Below are 15,167 nucleotides of genomic sequence, written 5' to 3'. Positions count from 1 at the left end.
GCAAGCCTCAGCGCTTGCCCGTGCGCCGTTGCCTATACTTGGCGCAGGCCGACTGCTACGGGGGAGGTGCCCATGGCTGCGGAAGACCACGGTTACGGCGACGAAGCGGCCCGCATCGCGCACCGCCGCCGCCTGCTCGCCATCGCGCCGCGCACGCATGAGGGCCAGCGCAACTGGGCGCTGGCGCTGTCCGGCGGCGGCATCCGCAGCGCCACCTTCTGCCTGGGCGTGATGCAGGCGCTGGCCGGCACCGACATGCCGGCAGACACGACCGCCCCCACCCCGCCCGGCGGCACGCCCCAGACGCCTGCGGCGAACACCGCCGCCGCGGCGCAGACCGTGCCCGGGCTGGCCTCGCTGCTGGCCCAGTTCGATTACCTGTCGACCGTCAGCGGCGGCGGCTACCTCGGCGCCTTCTTCGTCAGCCTGTTCGTGCCCGGGCGCCTGCGCCGCGGCACCGGCCCGGTCCAGGCCGCGGCCGACGCCTACCACACGCTGCAATGCGAGCCGCCGGGCCGCATCCACACTTCGGTCTCCTATGCCGCCGATCCGGGCCGCGGCGCGGTCGCGTGGCTGCGCGAGAATGGCCGCTACCTGTCGCCCACGGGTGCGGGCGACAACCTCTATGCCGCCGCGCTGGTGGCGCGCAACTGGCTGGCGATGCACTACGTGATCGGCAGCGCGCTGCTGGTGTTGCTGTCGCTGCTGGCGCTGCTGCTGCACGGCGCGGCGGGCGCCTGGTATGGCTTCGGACGCTATGAGATGGATCTGCTCCACGATGCGCGGCAGGCCTTCAACCAGGGCGAATGCGCGATCTGGTGGAGCCCGTTGCTGTGGCTGCCGCTGGCCACGGCGGTGATCGGCGCGGTGCCGCCCGGCCTGGCGTACTGGCTGGTCTATCCGCGCGCCACCGAGCCCCAGGCACCGGGCCGCTTCTTCAGCCCCGCGCCGATGGTGGCCACGCTGCTGGGACTGCTGTTGCTCGGCGCCGCGTACTGGTCGGAATGGATCGGTGCGCGGCCGGTGCCGGCGCAGTTGTTTGCCGCGCTGGGCGTGCTGACCTGGCTTGGCGTGCTGGCCTGCCTGGTGATACTGCAGGGTGAGCCGCGCACCGTGTCCGGCTATCGCGTGCGCGCCACGCGTGCGCTGCGCACCGCGGTCACGCTGACACTGTGGCTGGCGGCATTGGGCGTGGCCGATACCGTCGCGCGCACCACCTACCTGTATGCCCACGCCGCCGGGCACCCGTGGGGCGTGGCGCTGCCTGCGAGCGCGCTGGGCGTGCTGGTCTGGCTGGTGCGCTACGGCGCGCGCTGGCTCGATGAAGGCCGCAAGGGCAGCGCCGGGACCGCCTGGCGCGTACTGTGGGCACGCCTGCCGGTCTCGCTGCTGGCCGGGACGGCCGCGGCGGTGCTGGCGCTGCTGCTGTACGTGCTGTGGTCGTGGCTGGTGCTGTGGGTACGCTGGAATGGCCGCGAGCCGGTCGACTGGCTGGTGTACGGCACCGCCTACACCGGGCCGGCGCTGATCACGCTGACGGTCGTGGCGCTGGTGCTGGCGCTGGTCGCCGGCCGCTTTACCGGCTTCCTGAACCTGTCCACGCTGCAGCCCTTCTACGCGGCGCGCCTCACGCGCGCCTACCTCGGCGCTTCCAACGGCGAGCGCTTTGCCGCGCCCGATCCCGATCCGGCGGCGGACCGGCGCCGGCGCGCGCGCTTCAGCGTGGCCGAGCCCGTGCCCGGCGACCAGCTCAGCCTCAACGCCTACTACGATCCGCACGTGCTGGCGCCGCTGCACCTGATCAACGTGACGCTGAACCTGACCGTCGACCCGGCCGAGCAACTGGTCCAGCGCGACCGCAAGGGCAAGCCGCTGTGCCTGGCACCCGGTGCCGGCCTGCCGCAGCCGGGCGCGGCAAGCGCGATCGCGCCGGACGCCTATGCGCGCTTTACCGTCGATGGCTGGCAGTGCTGCCCGGATGTGTCATGGCTGTCGTCGGGCAAGCTGGCGCAAGCGCTGACGGTGGGCGACTGGATCGCGATCTCGGGCGCGGCGGTGTCCACCGGGCTGGGCCGGGCCACCACGCTCGGCACATCGCTGCTGCTGGGGTTGGCCAACCTGCGGCTGGGTACATGGTGGCCGTCGTTCCCGGCCCGCTACGCGCGCCGCGGCGGGCGCGAGGGCGAGCGCTGGCGCCATCCCGAACGGGCCACGCATCCCTGGCTGGCCGCCGGCATCTTCCGCACGCAGTATTACCTCGGATGCGAGCTGAGCGCGCGCTTCCATGGCACGCGGCGCGGCTGGCAGTACCTGTCGGACGGCGGACATTTCGACAACACCGGGGTCTACGAGCTGCTGCGTCCGGGCCGGGACGTCGCGCTGATCGTGCTGTGCGACTGCGGGGCCGATCCCGACTATCGCTTCGGCGACCTTGCCAACCTGATCCGCCTCGCGCGCATCGACCATGGCCTCGAGATCGTCGTCGATACCGAGGCAGCCACCACGCATCCGGTGCTGAGCCGGGTCTTCGGCGTGCCGGACGATTTCGCGCCAGGTCAGCCGGCCAGCGCCGGCGCCGCCGACAAATGCGCGGTGCTGCTCGACGTATACCGCACCGACCCGGCCTGCGCGGCGCCGCGCGCGCGCGTCTGCCGCATCGTGCTGGTCAAGCCGCGGCTGGTGTCATGGGCGCCGGCCGACGTGCGGCACTATGGCGCCACGCACCCGGCCTTCCCGCAGGAAGGCACCGGCGACCAGTTCTTCGACGAGGCGCAATGGGAAAGCTACCGGGCGCTCGGGCATGCGATCGGCCGGCGCGTGCTGGGCGGCGAAGTGGGGAAGGCGCTGCTGACGTGATCGCGCGCTGAACGGATGTCGGTGCACGGAGCCGATCACGTCTTCCAGCCGGCCCCAGCCGGCCGCTGGCGTCGCCCAGCGCCTCCAGCAGCCGCGGCACGGCGGCGTCGCGGCGGATACCCACGCCGCGCGCAGGGCCGCGATTCGGTCGCCAGCACGATCGGCGCAGGCTCACTACCATAGCGAACCATCCGCATCGCAGCGGGCGCGCACGTGTGGCGTACGCCGCCCGCCAGACCACGACATGAATCGCGACTCTCTCCCCGCCGGCAACGGCATCGCCTATTCGGTGCTCGACCTGGCTCCGATCCCGCAAGGCAGCGATGCCGGCCAGGCCATGCGCAACTCGCTCGACCTGGCGCGCCATGCCGAGCAGCTGGGCTACCACCGCTACTGGCTGGCCGAGCACCACAACATGCCCGGCATCGCCAGCGCCGCCACCGCGGTGCTGATCGGCTATGTCGCCAACGGCACGCAGCGCATCCGCGTGGGCTCGGGCGGCGTGATGCTGCCCAACCATTCGCCGCTGGTGATCGCCGAGCAGTTCGGCACGCTGGCCTCGCTCTATCCGGGCCGCATCGACCTGGGCCTGGGCCGTGCGCCCGGCACCGACCAGGCCACGGCGCGCGCGCTGCGCCGCCACCTGGCCAGCGACAGCGCCGACACCTTCCCGCAGGATGTTGAAGAGCTGCAGGCGTATTTCGACGAGGTGCGCCCCGGCCAGCGCCTGCGCGCGGTGCCGGGGGCCGGACTGAAGGTGCCGATCTGGCTGCTGGGATCGAGCCTGTTCAGCGCGCAGCTGGCCGCGGCAATGGGGCTGCCGTTCGCCTTTGCTTCGCACTTTGCGCCGGGCTTCATGCGCCAGGCGCTGGACCTGTACCGGCGCACCTTCCGCCCGTCGGAAACGCTGGACCGGCCCTACGTGATGCTCGGCCTCAATGTGTTCGCGGCCGATACCGGGGACGAGGCGCGCCGGCTGTTCAGCTCGCTGCAGCAACAGTTCCTGGCGCTGGTGCGCGGCACGCCGGGGCAGCTGCGTCCGCCGGTCGACGATATCGAAGCGCTCTGGAACGAGAGCGAGGCCGACCATATCCGGCGCTCCCTGGCCTGCTCGGTGGTAGGCGACCCGGAGGCCGTGCGTGCCGGCATGCAGCGCTTTGCCGATGACCTGCAGCCGGACGAGCTGATGATCACCGGCCAGATCTACGATCACCAGGCGCGGCTGCGTTCGTTCGAGATCGCCGCCGCGGCAGCGCGCAGCCTCAAGGCCAACGCCGCGCTCTGAGCTGTTTCGGGTATGACGCACGCCGCACTTGCGGCGTGCGCCGGCCGCTGTCTTTCATTTCCTGCCGGTTCTGGTTTGCATAGCGCCGAGGCGCTCGGATACATTAGAAGGCCGACACCAGACAGAGGCGTGGCCACCCGGGCACGCGCCCGCATAGTCCGCCCGATCCGCCGCCCCCAATGCAATGTCCCGCGGCCGGGGGCAGCGACGACAGGAGACAGCGATGGACCTGCGGCAACGCGAGCACATCGAGACGGTGGTCCAGGCCACCGCCTACCTATCCCCGCCAGCCCCGCTCGCGGAGCGCATCGCGCATGACGCGATCATCCAGAATTCATGGCGGCGCTGCGTGCACCAGTACGGGCTTGATCCCTCGCGCATGCAGGAGGCGCGCATCCTGCCGCAGACGCGCCTGCGCGAACACCAGGAACGCATCGACGACTTCGCCCGCATCGCCCGCCACGGCTTGCAGAGCCTGCACGCGCAGGTGGCGGCGCTGGGCTACGTGGTGCTGCTGACCGATGCGCAGGGCGTCACGGTCGACTATATCGGCGATACCCACACCGATGCCGCGCTGCGCCACGCCGGCCTCTACCTCGGCGCGGAATGGAGCGAGAGCGGCGCCGGGACCTGCGCGGTCGGCACCGCGCTGGTCACCGGGCAGGCGCTGACCGTGCACCAGGCCGACCATTTCGACGCCACCCATATCCCGCTGACCTGCACCGCGGCGCCGCTGTTCGACACGCACGGCAAGCTGCACGCCATCCTCGACATCTCGGCGCTGGTCTCGCCGCAGGCCAAGGACAGCCAGGGCCTGGCGCTGCAGATGGTGCGCATCTACGCCGCGCATATCGAGAACGCAAATTTCCTGCGCGCGCACCGGCGCGACTGGATCCTGAAGCTCAACGTCGCGCCCGAGTTCGTCGACGTCAACCCGGAATACCTGCTGGCGCTCGACGATGCCGGCCGCATCGTCGGCCACAACCATCGCGCCCGCCTGATGCTGGAAACCGAACTGGCCGGCATGCCGGGCGCGACCGTGCTCGGGCTGCCGTTCGAAACCTTGTTCGACGCCCGGCTGGAAGACCTGGGCCGCTATGTCTATTCGCGACCCAGCGAGCAGCGCCTGGTCGCGCTCAACCGCAGCGGCGGCCTGCTGTACCTGAGCGTGATGCCGCCCGCGCTGGGCTGGCAGGCGCCCGCGGCACCGGCGCAGGTGGCGATGCCCGCGCCGCTGGCCGCGCTCAGCGGCGGCGATGCCGCGCTGGCGCAGCAGCTGGAGCGCGCCGCGCGTTTGGTCGATTCACCGATCCACCTGCTGATCCAGGGCGAAACCGGCAGCGGCAAGGAGTTCTTCGCCAAGGCGCTGCACCAGGCCAGCGGGCGCCGCGCCGGGCCTTTTGTCGCGGTGAACTGCGCGGCGATTCCGGAGACCCTGATCGAAAGCGAGCTGTTCGGCCACCTGCCCAACAGCTTCTCCGGCGCCGGCTCGCGCGGCAAGCGCGGGCTGATCCAGGAGGCCGATGGCGGCACGCTGTTCCTGGACGAGATCGGCGACATGCCGCGCGAACTGCAGTCGCGCCTGCTGCGCGTGCTGGCCGAGGGCGAGGTGTTGCCGGTGGGCGCCGCGCGCCCGGTGCCGGTGCGGCTGCGCGTGATTTCGGCCACGCACCATCGCCTGGAGCAACTGGTCGCCGAAGGCCGCTTCCGCGAGGACCTTTACTACCGCCTCAACGGCGCTCGCTTCGAACTGCCGCCGTTGCGCGCCCGCACCGACCTGGACTGGCTGGTGCGCAAGCTGCTGCAGGAGGGCGCGGGCGAACCGGTAACGCTGTCGCCGGCCGCGAGCGAGCGGCTGCGCCGCCACCGCTGGCCGGGCAACCTGCGCGAGCTGCGCAACGTGCTGGAGTACGCGCGCGCGGTCTGCAGCGCCGGCTACATCGACGTGCATGACCTGCCCGAAGCGGTGGCCGGCGCCGCCGTACCGGCTGCCGCGGCGGCCGAGCCGGCACCGGTGGATTGCGCCACGGACCACGCCGCCGCACCGTTCGACCCGCACCAGCTGCCCCCCGAGGGCATGCTGCTGATGCAGTACCTGCGCGCATCGGGCTGGAACCTGAGCGCGGTCGCGCGCCAGATCGGCATCAGCCGCATGACGCTGTACCGGCGCATGGAGCGCTACGGCATCCAGTCGCCTAACCGGCGCGACGGCGGCGCGCAGTCTTAGCGCTGCACCACACCTGAAGGCGGCCGGCACAGCCAGCGTGGCTGCCGACCGTACCCGTTTCTGCGAAGGCGTTCGCGCCATCGCGTCTTCCTGACTTCTCTCTCCCGTTGGCTTCGCCAGGCGTGCGGCAAGGCCGGTCACGAGACGTTACGTGTGTCCACTGCGTGCACCTGTACTGTGACACCTGTCTCGCCATGGCGGCCGTTCCGGCCGCGCTTCTGGCAAAGCGGTAGCGGTTTTTGCGGGTTATCCCTGAAGCCAGGGGCGCCGCCATGCCCGACTTGCGCCATCGCGATGCCCTCCGGCCACTGGCACAGCCATTGCAAATACGCCTGTCACCACAACGACAACACAGGAGACAGGCAATGGGGCAGCCAAGGTTCGCCGATGCGCCGCTGGTCGGCATCATCGCCAATCCGGTCTCGGCGCGCGACATCCGCCGCGTGATCGCCAACGCCAACAGCCTGCAGCTGGCCGACCGCGTCAATATCGTGCTGCGCCTGCTGGCCGCGCTGTCGTCCTGCGGCGTGCGGCGCGTGCTGATGATGCCCGACCGCGAGGGGCTGCGCGTCATGCTGGCGCGGCACCTGGCGCACCGCCAGGGCCCGGACTCGAGCCTGCCCGAGGTCGCGTATCTCGACATGCCGGTGGCCTCGCGCGTCGATGACACGCTGCATGCCGCGCGCTGCATGGCCGATGCCGGCGTCGCCGCCATCATCGTGCTGGGCGGCGACGGCACCCACCGCGCCGTGGTGCGCGAGTGCGGCGCGGTGCCGATCGCGGGCCTGTCGACCGGCACCAACAACGCCTATCCCGAGATGCGCGAACCCACCGTCACCGGGCTCGCCACCGGCCTCTATGCCACCGGGCGCATTCCCGCCAGCCAGGCGCTGGCGTCGAACAAGCGCCTGGACATCGTTATCCGCGACGGCAATGGCAACTTCCGCCGCGACATCGCGCTGGTCGATGCGGTGATCTCGCACGAACACTTTATCGGCGCGCGCGCGCTGTGGAAGACCGACACGCTGGCCGCGGTCTACGTGTCATTTGCCGATCCCGAGGCGATCGGGCTGTCCTCCATCGCCGGCTTGCTCGAGCCGGTGGGTCGGCGCGAAGCCGGCGGCCTTGCAATCGAACTGGCTGCGCCGGGCGCGGGCGAATTCAACCTGTGCGCGCCGATTGCGCCCGGCCTGATGTGCACCGTGCCCATTGCCGGCTGGCAGCGGCTCGCGCACGGCCGCCCCCATCGCGTGCGCCAGCGCAGCGGCGTCGTCGCGCTGGACGGCGAGCGCGAGCTGACCTTCGGCCCGGACGACGAAGTTACCGTCACGCTGCACGACCACGCTTTCCGCAGCATCGATGTCGCCGCGTGCATGCGCCACGCGGCGCGTCACCACCTGATGCGCAGCGTGCCCCAGCACGCCCTGGCCTGAGCACGCCCGGCCGCGCATGCCCCGCTTTTCTTGAAGTGCAACACCTGAAAACGAAGGAGACAGACATGACAGCCAGAGCTTCGCAAGATCCGGCGCAACCGCGCGGCACCCTGCCGCTCGACAAGGAGACGCTGCTGACGGTGTACCGCAAGATGCGCACCATCCGCGATTTCGAGGAGCGCCTGCACGTGGATTTCGCGCGCGGCGACATCCCGGGCTTCGTCCACCTGTACGCGGGCGAGGAAGCCGCTGGCGTCGGCATCCTGCACCACTTGCACGACGGCGACCGCATCGCCAGCACGCACCGCGGCCATGGCCACTGCATTGCCAAGGGCGTCGACCCGGTGGCGATGATGAAGGAGATCTACGGCAAGAAGGGCGGCTCGTGCAACGGCAAGGGCGGCTCGATGCATATCGCCGACCTGTCCAAGGGCATGATGGGCGCCAACGGCATCCTCGGCGCGGGCGCGCCGCTGATCTGCGGCGCCGCGCTGGCGGCGAAGTTCCGCGGCAAGGGCGAGGTCGGCATTACCTTCTGCGGCGACGGCGCCTCCAACCAGGGCACCTTCCTGGAAAGCCTGAACCTGGCTGCGGTGTGGAACCTGCCGGTGATCTTCGTGATCGAGAACAACGGCTACGCCGAATCGACCTCGCGCGACTACGGCACCGCGGTCGACAGCTACGTCGACCGCGCCGCGGGCTTCGGCATCCCGGGCGTGACCGTGGACGGCACCGATTTCTTCGCGGTCCACGAAGCCGCCGGCGAAGTCATCCGCCGCGCGCGCGAAGGCGGCGGGCCGTCGCTGCTCGAATGCAAGATGGTCCGCTTCTACGGCCACTTCGAAGGCGATGCGCAGACCTACCGCGCCGCCGGCGAACTCGACGACATCCGCGCCAACAAGGATTGCCTGAAGCTGTTCGGGCGCACCGTGACGCAGGCTGGCGTGGTTGCACGTGAAGAACTCGACGCGATCGACCGCGAAGTGGCGGCGCTGATCGAGCACGCCGTGCAGGAAGCCAAGGCGGCGCCGCAGCCGGGGCCCGAAGACCTGCTGACCGACGTCTACGTCAGCTACTGATCCGCCACGCGCAAACCAATTATCAGGAGACAGACATGGCTCGCAAACTGAGCATCAAGCTGGCGATCAACGAGGCGATCGACCAGGAAATGACCCGTGACCCCAGCGTCATCATGCTGGGCGAGGACATCGTCGGTGGCGCCGGCGCGGACGGCGAGAAGGACGCGTGGGGCGGCGTGCTGGGTGTGACCAAGGGCCTGTATGCCAAGCACGGCGACCGGCTGCTGGATACGCCGCTGTCCGAATCGGCCTACGTGGGCGCCGCGATCGGCGCCGCCGCGTGCGGCATGCGCCCGATCGCGGAGCTGATGTTCATCGACTTCATGGGCGTTTGCTTCGACCAGATCTTCAACCAGGCTGCCAAGTTCCGCTACATGTTCGGCGGCAAGGCCGAGACCCCGGTGGTGATCCGCGCCATGGTGGGCGCGGGCTTCCGCGCCGCCGCGCAGCACAGCCAGATGCTGACGCCGCTGTTCACGCATATCCCCGGCCTGAAGGTGGTGTGCCCGTCCACGCCGTACGACACCAAGGGGCTGCTGATCCAGGCGATCCGCGACAACGATCCGGTGATCTTCTGCGAGCACAAGAACCTCTATGGCCTGGAAGGCGATGTCCCGGAAGGCGCCTATGCCATCCCCTTCGGCGAGGCCAATATCGTGCGCGACGGCAAGGACGTGACGATCGTCACCTACGGGCTGATGGTGCATCGCGCGCTGGAGGCGGCGGCGACGCTGGCCAAGGAAGGGATCGAGGCCGAGATCGTCGACCTGCGCACGCTCTCGCCGCTGGACATGGACACGGTGCTGGAGTCAGTCGAGAACACCGGCCGCCTGGTGGTGGTGGACGAGGCCAGCCCGCGCTGCAATATCGCCACCGATATCTCCGCGCAGGTCGCGCAGCAGGCCTTCGGTGCGCTCAAGGCCGGCATCGAGATGGTATGCCCGCCGCATACGCCGGTGCCGTTCTCGCCCACGCTGGAAGACCTGTATATCCCCAGTGCGGCGCAGATCGTCAATGCCGCGCGCAAGACTGTGAAGGGAGGCAAGCACTGATGGCTACGCCTGCAATTACCCCGATCGTGATGCCCAAATGGGGCCTGTCGATGAAGGAGGGCACCGTCAATGCCTGGCTGGTCGACGAAGGCACCGAGATCACCGTGGGCATGCCGATTCTCGACGTGGAAACCGACAAGATCGCCAATGCGGTGGAGGCGCCCGACGCGGGCACGCTGCGCCGCAAGGTGGCGCAGGCCGGCGACGTGCTGCCGGTCAAAGCGCTGCTCGGCGTGCTGGCCCCTGCGGAGGTGAGCGATGCGCAGATCGATGAATACGTGGCGGCTTATGAAACGCCGGCGGACGACAGCGGCGACGAGGACGCCGCCGCCGCGTACCAGTTCGCCGAGGTCGACGGCATCCGGGTCCGCTATGCCCGCAAGGGCGATGGCGCCCAGACCGTGCTCTTCATCCACGGCTTTGGCGGTGACCTGGACAACTGGCTGTTCAACCTCGATCCCCTGGCCGACGCGTACACCGTGGTGGCGCTCGACCTGCCCGGCCACGGACAGTCGTCGCCGCGGCTCGCGGGCACGACGCTGGCGCAGATGGCCGGCTTTGTAGCGCGCTTCATGGATGAGGCCGGGATCGATGCGGCGCATGTGGTCGGCCATTCGATGGGCGGCGGCGTGGCTGCGCAACTGGCGGTGGATGCGCCGCAGCGGGTGCTGTCGGTGGCGCTGGTGTCGCCGGTGGGCTTCGGCGAGGCCGTCAACAGCGACTATACCGATGGCTTCGTCAAGGCGCAGTCGCGGCGCGAGCTCAAGCCCGTGGTCGAGCTGCTGTTCGCCGACCCGGGGCTGGTGAGCCGGCAGATGCTGGACGACCTGTTGCGCTACAAGCGGCTCGATGGCGTCGACGAGGCTCTGACCGCGCTGGGGCAGGGCCTGTTCGGCGGCGGTCGGCAGAGCGAGCAACCGGGCCAGCGCCTGGCCGACAGCGGCAAGCGCGTGCTGGTGGTGTGGGGCGGCCAGGACCGCATCATTCCCGCCGAACATGCCGAAGCGGCGCCGCCGGGTGCCAGCGTCAAGGTCTTCGCCGACGCTGGCCACATGAGCCAGATGGAGAAAGCCAACGACTTCAATGCGCTGCTGAAGACCCACCTGGCTGGCTGATGCCGCCCGCGGACGGCGCCACCATGCGCCGTCCGCGCGGCTGATGCCAGCTTGGGCGATCCACTAACGGACACTTCCCTATGACCACAGACCTGAAGACCCGCCTGGCCGAGATCAACAAGCAATTCGGCGCGCTCGGCCAGGCTCAGCCCGCCACCATGAGCGCCTTCCACGGCGTGATGAAGGCCGCCACGCAACAGGGCAGCCTGCCTGCCGAACTCAAGGAACTGGTGGCGGTCGCGCTCGCCGTGCAAAAGGGCTGCGACGACTGCGTGCTGTTCCACACCAGCCAGGCACTGCGCCATCGCGCGAGCCGTGAGCAACTGGCCGAAGTGCTGGCCGTCAATATCGAAATGGGAGGCGGCCCCGGCGCGATGTACGCCGCCAAGGCGCTGGCATATTTCGATGCGCTCAATGCCTAGGGTTGCTAGACTCGGCGCATTGCCATTCCCGGGCAGTTCCCCGACCGATGCCGTTTGAGTTTGAACTTGTCGATCCCGTCGCCGCGGCCCACGCGGGCGGTGACCCGCTGCAGGAAGAACTGGCGCTGCTCGAACTCGCGGCGCAGGGCCGGCAGGTGGCACGGTTGTGGGAGGCGCCGCAGTCGCTGGTGGTGCCGCGCACCTACCTGCGCCACGCGGCGCTGGAGACTGCGCGCGCCGATTTCGCGCAGCAAGGCTGCCCCGTGTTCCTGCGCATGTCCGGCGGCGGCCTGGTTCCGCAGGGGCCCGGCATCCTCAACCTGAGCCTGGCTTACCCTGTCGGGCAGCCGCCAGGCGCGCTCAGCGATGCGGTCTACCTGCACCTGTGCGCGGTGATCGGCGGCGCGCTGCGGACGCTCGGCATCGATACCCACTGGCAGGCGGTGGCCGGCTCCTTTTGCGACGGCCGCTACAACCTCGCCTGGGGCCCGCCCGACGCCGCCCGCAAGATCGCCGGCACGGCCCAGTACTGGCGGCGTGCCCCAGCGGCGATGCAGGCGGCCGACGGCCAGCGCCACCTGGTGCTGGCCCATGCGGTGCTGCTGGTCAGCGCCGACCCGGAGCAGATCAATGCGCGCGCCAACGCCTTCGAGGCAGCCATCGGCAGCGAACGGCGGTATGACGCGGACAAGGTGGTCAGCGTGCGTGAGGCGTTGCTGTCCGCCGGACACGCCGTGACGGACGATGCCGCACTGATGGCCGAGGTCGCGGCCGCGCTGCGATGGAGCCTCGCACAGCATCCCGCCCCAGCCTAGTCCTTCGCCGCGTTTGCTGGCAGGAAGCGGATATCGCCATACCAGGCGCGGCTGGCGGCGTGGGTATTGTCGGTGTCCGTCATGATGCCGTAGGCCTTGAGCGGTCCGGGCGGCTCGTGGAAGACGCGTTCATAGTCCCGCGCCAGATTGCGCCGCAGGTTCTGCCATTTGCCGGCATCATCGGCGCCGGATACCACGATCATCTGCACGCGGCCGGTATGCGGGTTGGGGATGACGCTGCCGGGCGCGGCGCTGGTCGACCATACATACATCAGTGTGGCGTAGGGCAGTTCCTCGCCCGCCACGGTCTTGGCCAGCTGCATCGCGGCGCGCTCGCCCAGCGAAAGCTTGCCAGTGTCGCCGTCGAAGAAGAACACCAGCCGCGCCGGCGCGTCCTCGCGCGTGCCGTCGCGGTTGTCGGCGCCGGGTATCGCGCCGTCCGCCTTCCAGCGCCAGGCCACCACGGGCGTCCGCGACAGGTCCACGTTGCCCGCATGCATCAGCGCGGACGCCGAGCTATTGGCTTGCGCTCGCAACACCGTAGTGCCGCCATCGGCCACCAGCTGGTACTCGGTCCTGGCCTTGCCCTCGGCGACCGGTAAATTTTTCCAGTCCGCCGGCAGCGCGCCGCCCGGCTTGCGTTCGGACACGACAAGTCCAGGCTTGCCGCCTTGCGCCGACGCTGAAAGCGGGGCAAGCAGCAGGGTGGCACACAAGGCAAGGCGCAACGCATGGGTGGTCGTCATGGCGGATCAGCGGAATACGAGACGTGGGACCGAATGCAAACCGTGTGCCCGAGCGCGGCGCGCTGCCCAAACTGGCCAGCACAAAAAAAATCGCGGCCCGCGAGGGGCCGCAAATCGGGAATGCGAGGAGTGTCAAATTCCTCAGGAGACGTTATCGACGCAAAATGACGGTGCAAGACCCCACTTCCGTGGGGTCTATGGATCACAAGTGCGAATGCGAGCGTCCGCTTACGCGATCAGGTAGGCGGCAGGCGGTTCTGGACGGACCGAGGCGCGCAGTTTGCGGACATTCGATTCCAGCTCGGCGTGGGCCGCATCGAGCCAGTCCACGCGATGCCGAACCGGATCCTTGGCCGACAGGGCGCTGGCGGCGATCTCTCGCAAGAAGTAACGCACCATGCTGCCAGCGCGCGCCGGCACCGGCATCATTCCCAGCAGCTGGCGGCGCGCCAGCAACCGGCGCGTGACCGCGTGCTGGAGCGCGGCCCAGGCGGTGCGGCCCAATGCGATGTACAGCGCGTCCGTTCGCATCTGCCGCACGGCGCCCATGAACTGCGTCTCGAACACTTCGCGCAGCATCGGTGCGTCCAGCAGTTCTTCCAGCGGGCCGTCGAATGCCAGGCCGCGCCGCGTGGTGGCATGCGGCAACAGGGCGAGCGGCTGCAGGCGTTCGAAGCCATCGTTCCACAAGGCGGCGGCGTGTGGCAGCCCCACCAGTTCCGGCACGCGGAAGTGGTCGAGCATGCGGATCAGGTTGGGCCGCACCAGCTTGCCGCCCAGTTCGACGCGCCGCTTGTTCTCACGCTGGACTACGCGGCCCGGCGCATGGGTGTGCAGCAGTTCCTCGGTCACCGCGGCGGCGAGCCGCACGTGAGCATGGCCTGGCGTGGTGCTGACCAGGACCAGCGCTGCCTGCGGATTCAGGTATTCGCACGGCACGTAGTGCATGGCGTAGGTGCTGTCCCGCGCCACCACGACGGGCTTCGCGATCACGCTGCCGGCGCCCGCCAGCCGTATCTGCGCGCAATAGGCTTCAATGAAGTTGGTCAAGGCATCCCCCCGCTCGCTTCGTTATTTAAGCGCTTTTATTGTTTTGCTTTTCGCCATGGTAAGCCGGCGGTGCGGCGCAGAGTGTGTCGGGACCGCCGTTTTGACCCGTTCCCGGACGCCATTTGGTGGGCCAGCCAACACAGCACATGGTGGTGTTGCGTCGAACGGGGCGGATCGCACCGTAGCGTATTGCGGCTGGCGGTCAGGACCGTGACATGGCCCCCAAAAGAAAAAAGCCGGGCACGATTCACGTGCCCGGCTAACCCATTTGCTGACTCAGGTGGTGTCAGAACCCGAGAAGTCAAATGCTAACGATTCTCATTTGCCATGGCAACCCCATCGGGGGAGCGAGGTGTGCAACGTCATGCCATCGAGGTCTGGATCGAGAACTGTCCCGACAAGGTCTTGTGTACCGGGCAACGATTGGCCACCCGCAGCAGGTCTTCGAGGACCTGGGGCGACAGGTCGCCGCTGACCTTGACCTCCCGCTGCATCGTATAGGTGCCGTTGGCTTCTTCATGACCGACGGAAACATGGACGTCAGTGACCGGGTAGCCCTTGCGTTTCGCATACAGCTGCAAGGTCAGGGTGGTGCAGGCAGCCAGTGCCGAGTCCAGCAAGTCATGCGGGTTCGGATAGCGGGTGTCGCCGCCGGCGGAAGCGTCGAGATCGGCTTGCCACTCGGCGCTGCCGTTGGTCAGCTGGCAGATGCTGTTGCCCTGGCTTGGCTTCCATGTCGCTTGGATAGTCATCGAACGTCCCCATCTCATCAAAGAGCGGCCCCGCGGGCCGGAACGGTCATTCTATAAGTACCTGCCGCGGCGGGCGGGAGTGTCGAAAGAGGCTCATGCGAGCCGATTTCAGGGATTTCCGAGAAAGCCCTTGCCAACCCCGCCGCGCTCGCTTACTATTCGCCCCCTCGCAACACAACGCGGCCCCTGCAAGGCAGGCGCAGCAAGGGTTGCGGGGTTGGCCGGGAGGTTGGCGCAGCAAGGTTTGCAGCGCTGACGGCAGCAAAAAAGATTGCTGCAAACGGTTGACGAAACGAAGAAAGCTCTGCATAATCTCGTTTCTCTGCTGCAGACAA

Annotated in this window: 12 protein-coding genes; 9 read left to right on the top strand and 3 right to left on the bottom strand. The window is 69.0% G+C overall.

All coding sequences use genetic code 11. The annotated features are described in order from the left end of the window. Positions 1-72: 72 nt before the first annotated feature. From FHX60_RS22595 to FHX60_RS22555, 9 genes are all read left to right on the top strand, one after another. Positions 73-2,856 carry a hypothetical protein gene (locus FHX60_RS22595; protein ID WP_183284705.1) on the top strand — a complete coding sequence of 928 codons (2,784 nt, stop codon included), beginning with the start codon at positions 73-75 and terminating at the stop codon, positions 2,854-2,856. A gap of 244 nt (positions 2,857-3,100) precedes the next feature. Then, positions 3,101-4,141: an LLM class flavin-dependent oxidoreductase gene (locus FHX60_RS22590; RefSeq protein WP_112776309.1), complete on the top strand. Its 1,041-nt coding sequence runs from the start codon at positions 3,101-3,103 to the stop codon at positions 4,139-4,141. Positions 4,142-4,364: 223 nt separating this feature from the next. Continuing rightward, positions 4,365-6,368, top strand: coding sequence for a sigma-54-dependent Fis family transcriptional regulator (locus FHX60_RS22585; RefSeq protein WP_183284704.1), 2,004 nt, complete (start codon positions 4,365-4,367; stop codon positions 6,366-6,368). A gap of 365 nt (positions 6,369-6,733) precedes the next feature. Beyond that, positions 6,734-7,801 (top strand): ATP-NAD kinase family protein, encoded by a 1,068-nt coding sequence (locus FHX60_RS22580; protein ID WP_092314677.1) that lies wholly within the window; start codon positions 6,734-6,736, stop codon positions 7,799-7,801. Positions 7,802-7,866: 65 nt separating this feature from the next. Then, positions 7,867-8,880, top strand: a complete 1,014-nt coding sequence (locus FHX60_RS22575; RefSeq protein WP_092314675.1) for a thiamine pyrophosphate-dependent dehydrogenase E1 component subunit alpha — start codon at positions 7,867-7,869, stop codon at positions 8,878-8,880. Between the two features lie 35 nt (positions 8,881-8,915). Then, a complete protein-coding gene (locus tag FHX60_RS22570; RefSeq protein ID WP_018005967.1) occupies positions 8,916-9,932 on the top strand; it encodes an alpha-ketoacid dehydrogenase subunit beta in 1,017 nt (338 codons plus the stop codon). Then, on the top strand, positions 9,932-11,047 hold the full coding sequence (locus tag FHX60_RS22565) for an acetoin dehydrogenase dihydrolipoyllysine-residue acetyltransferase subunit (RefSeq protein ID WP_112776312.1): 1,116 nt from the start codon (positions 9,932-9,934) through the stop codon (positions 11,045-11,047). The genes FHX60_RS22570 and FHX60_RS22565 overlap by 1 nt, the downstream gene beginning before the upstream one ends. Before the next feature lie 80 nt (positions 11,048-11,127). Continuing rightward, a complete protein-coding gene (locus FHX60_RS22560) occupies positions 11,128-11,469 on the top strand; it encodes a carboxymuconolactone decarboxylase family protein (protein WP_092314669.1) in 342 nt (113 codons plus the stop codon). Positions 11,470-11,516: 47 nt separating this feature from the next. Then, positions 11,517-12,284, top strand: coding sequence for a lipoyl protein ligase domain-containing protein (locus FHX60_RS22555; protein WP_183284703.1), 768 nt, complete (start codon positions 11,517-11,519; stop codon positions 12,282-12,284). On the opposite strand, the gene FHX60_RS22550 is transcribed toward FHX60_RS22555, so the two are convergent. The 3 genes from FHX60_RS22550 to FHX60_RS22540 form a co-directional block, all read right to left on the bottom strand. Beyond that, on the bottom strand, positions 12,281-13,030 hold the full coding sequence (locus FHX60_RS22550; protein ID WP_183284702.1) for a DUF3047 domain-containing protein: 750 nt from the start codon (positions 13,028-13,030) through the stop codon (positions 12,281-12,283). The two genes, FHX60_RS22555 and FHX60_RS22550, sit on opposite strands and share 4 nt — an antisense overlap. Before the next feature lie 228 nt (positions 13,031-13,258). After that, entirely contained in the window at positions 13,259-14,080 is an 822-nt protein-coding gene (locus FHX60_RS22545; protein WP_183284701.1) for a hypothetical protein, read from the bottom strand. A 362-nt stretch (positions 14,081-14,442) separates the two neighbouring features. After that, the gene (locus FHX60_RS22540; protein ID WP_112776316.1) at positions 14,443-14,832 is read right to left on the bottom strand and encodes an OsmC family protein; all 390 of its coding nucleotides are present in this window, start codon (positions 14,830-14,832) and stop codon (positions 14,443-14,445) included. Between the last annotated feature and the right edge of the window lie 335 nt (positions 14,833-15,167).

Origin of the sequence: Cupriavidus alkaliphilus, assembly GCF_014191175.1 — a bacterium.
Lineage (GTDB): Bacteria > Pseudomonadota > Gammaproteobacteria > Burkholderiales > Burkholderiaceae > Cupriavidus > Cupriavidus alkaliphilus.
Note: the sequence above shows the minus strand (reverse complement) of the source record. Positions and strands in the feature narration are given on the sequence as shown.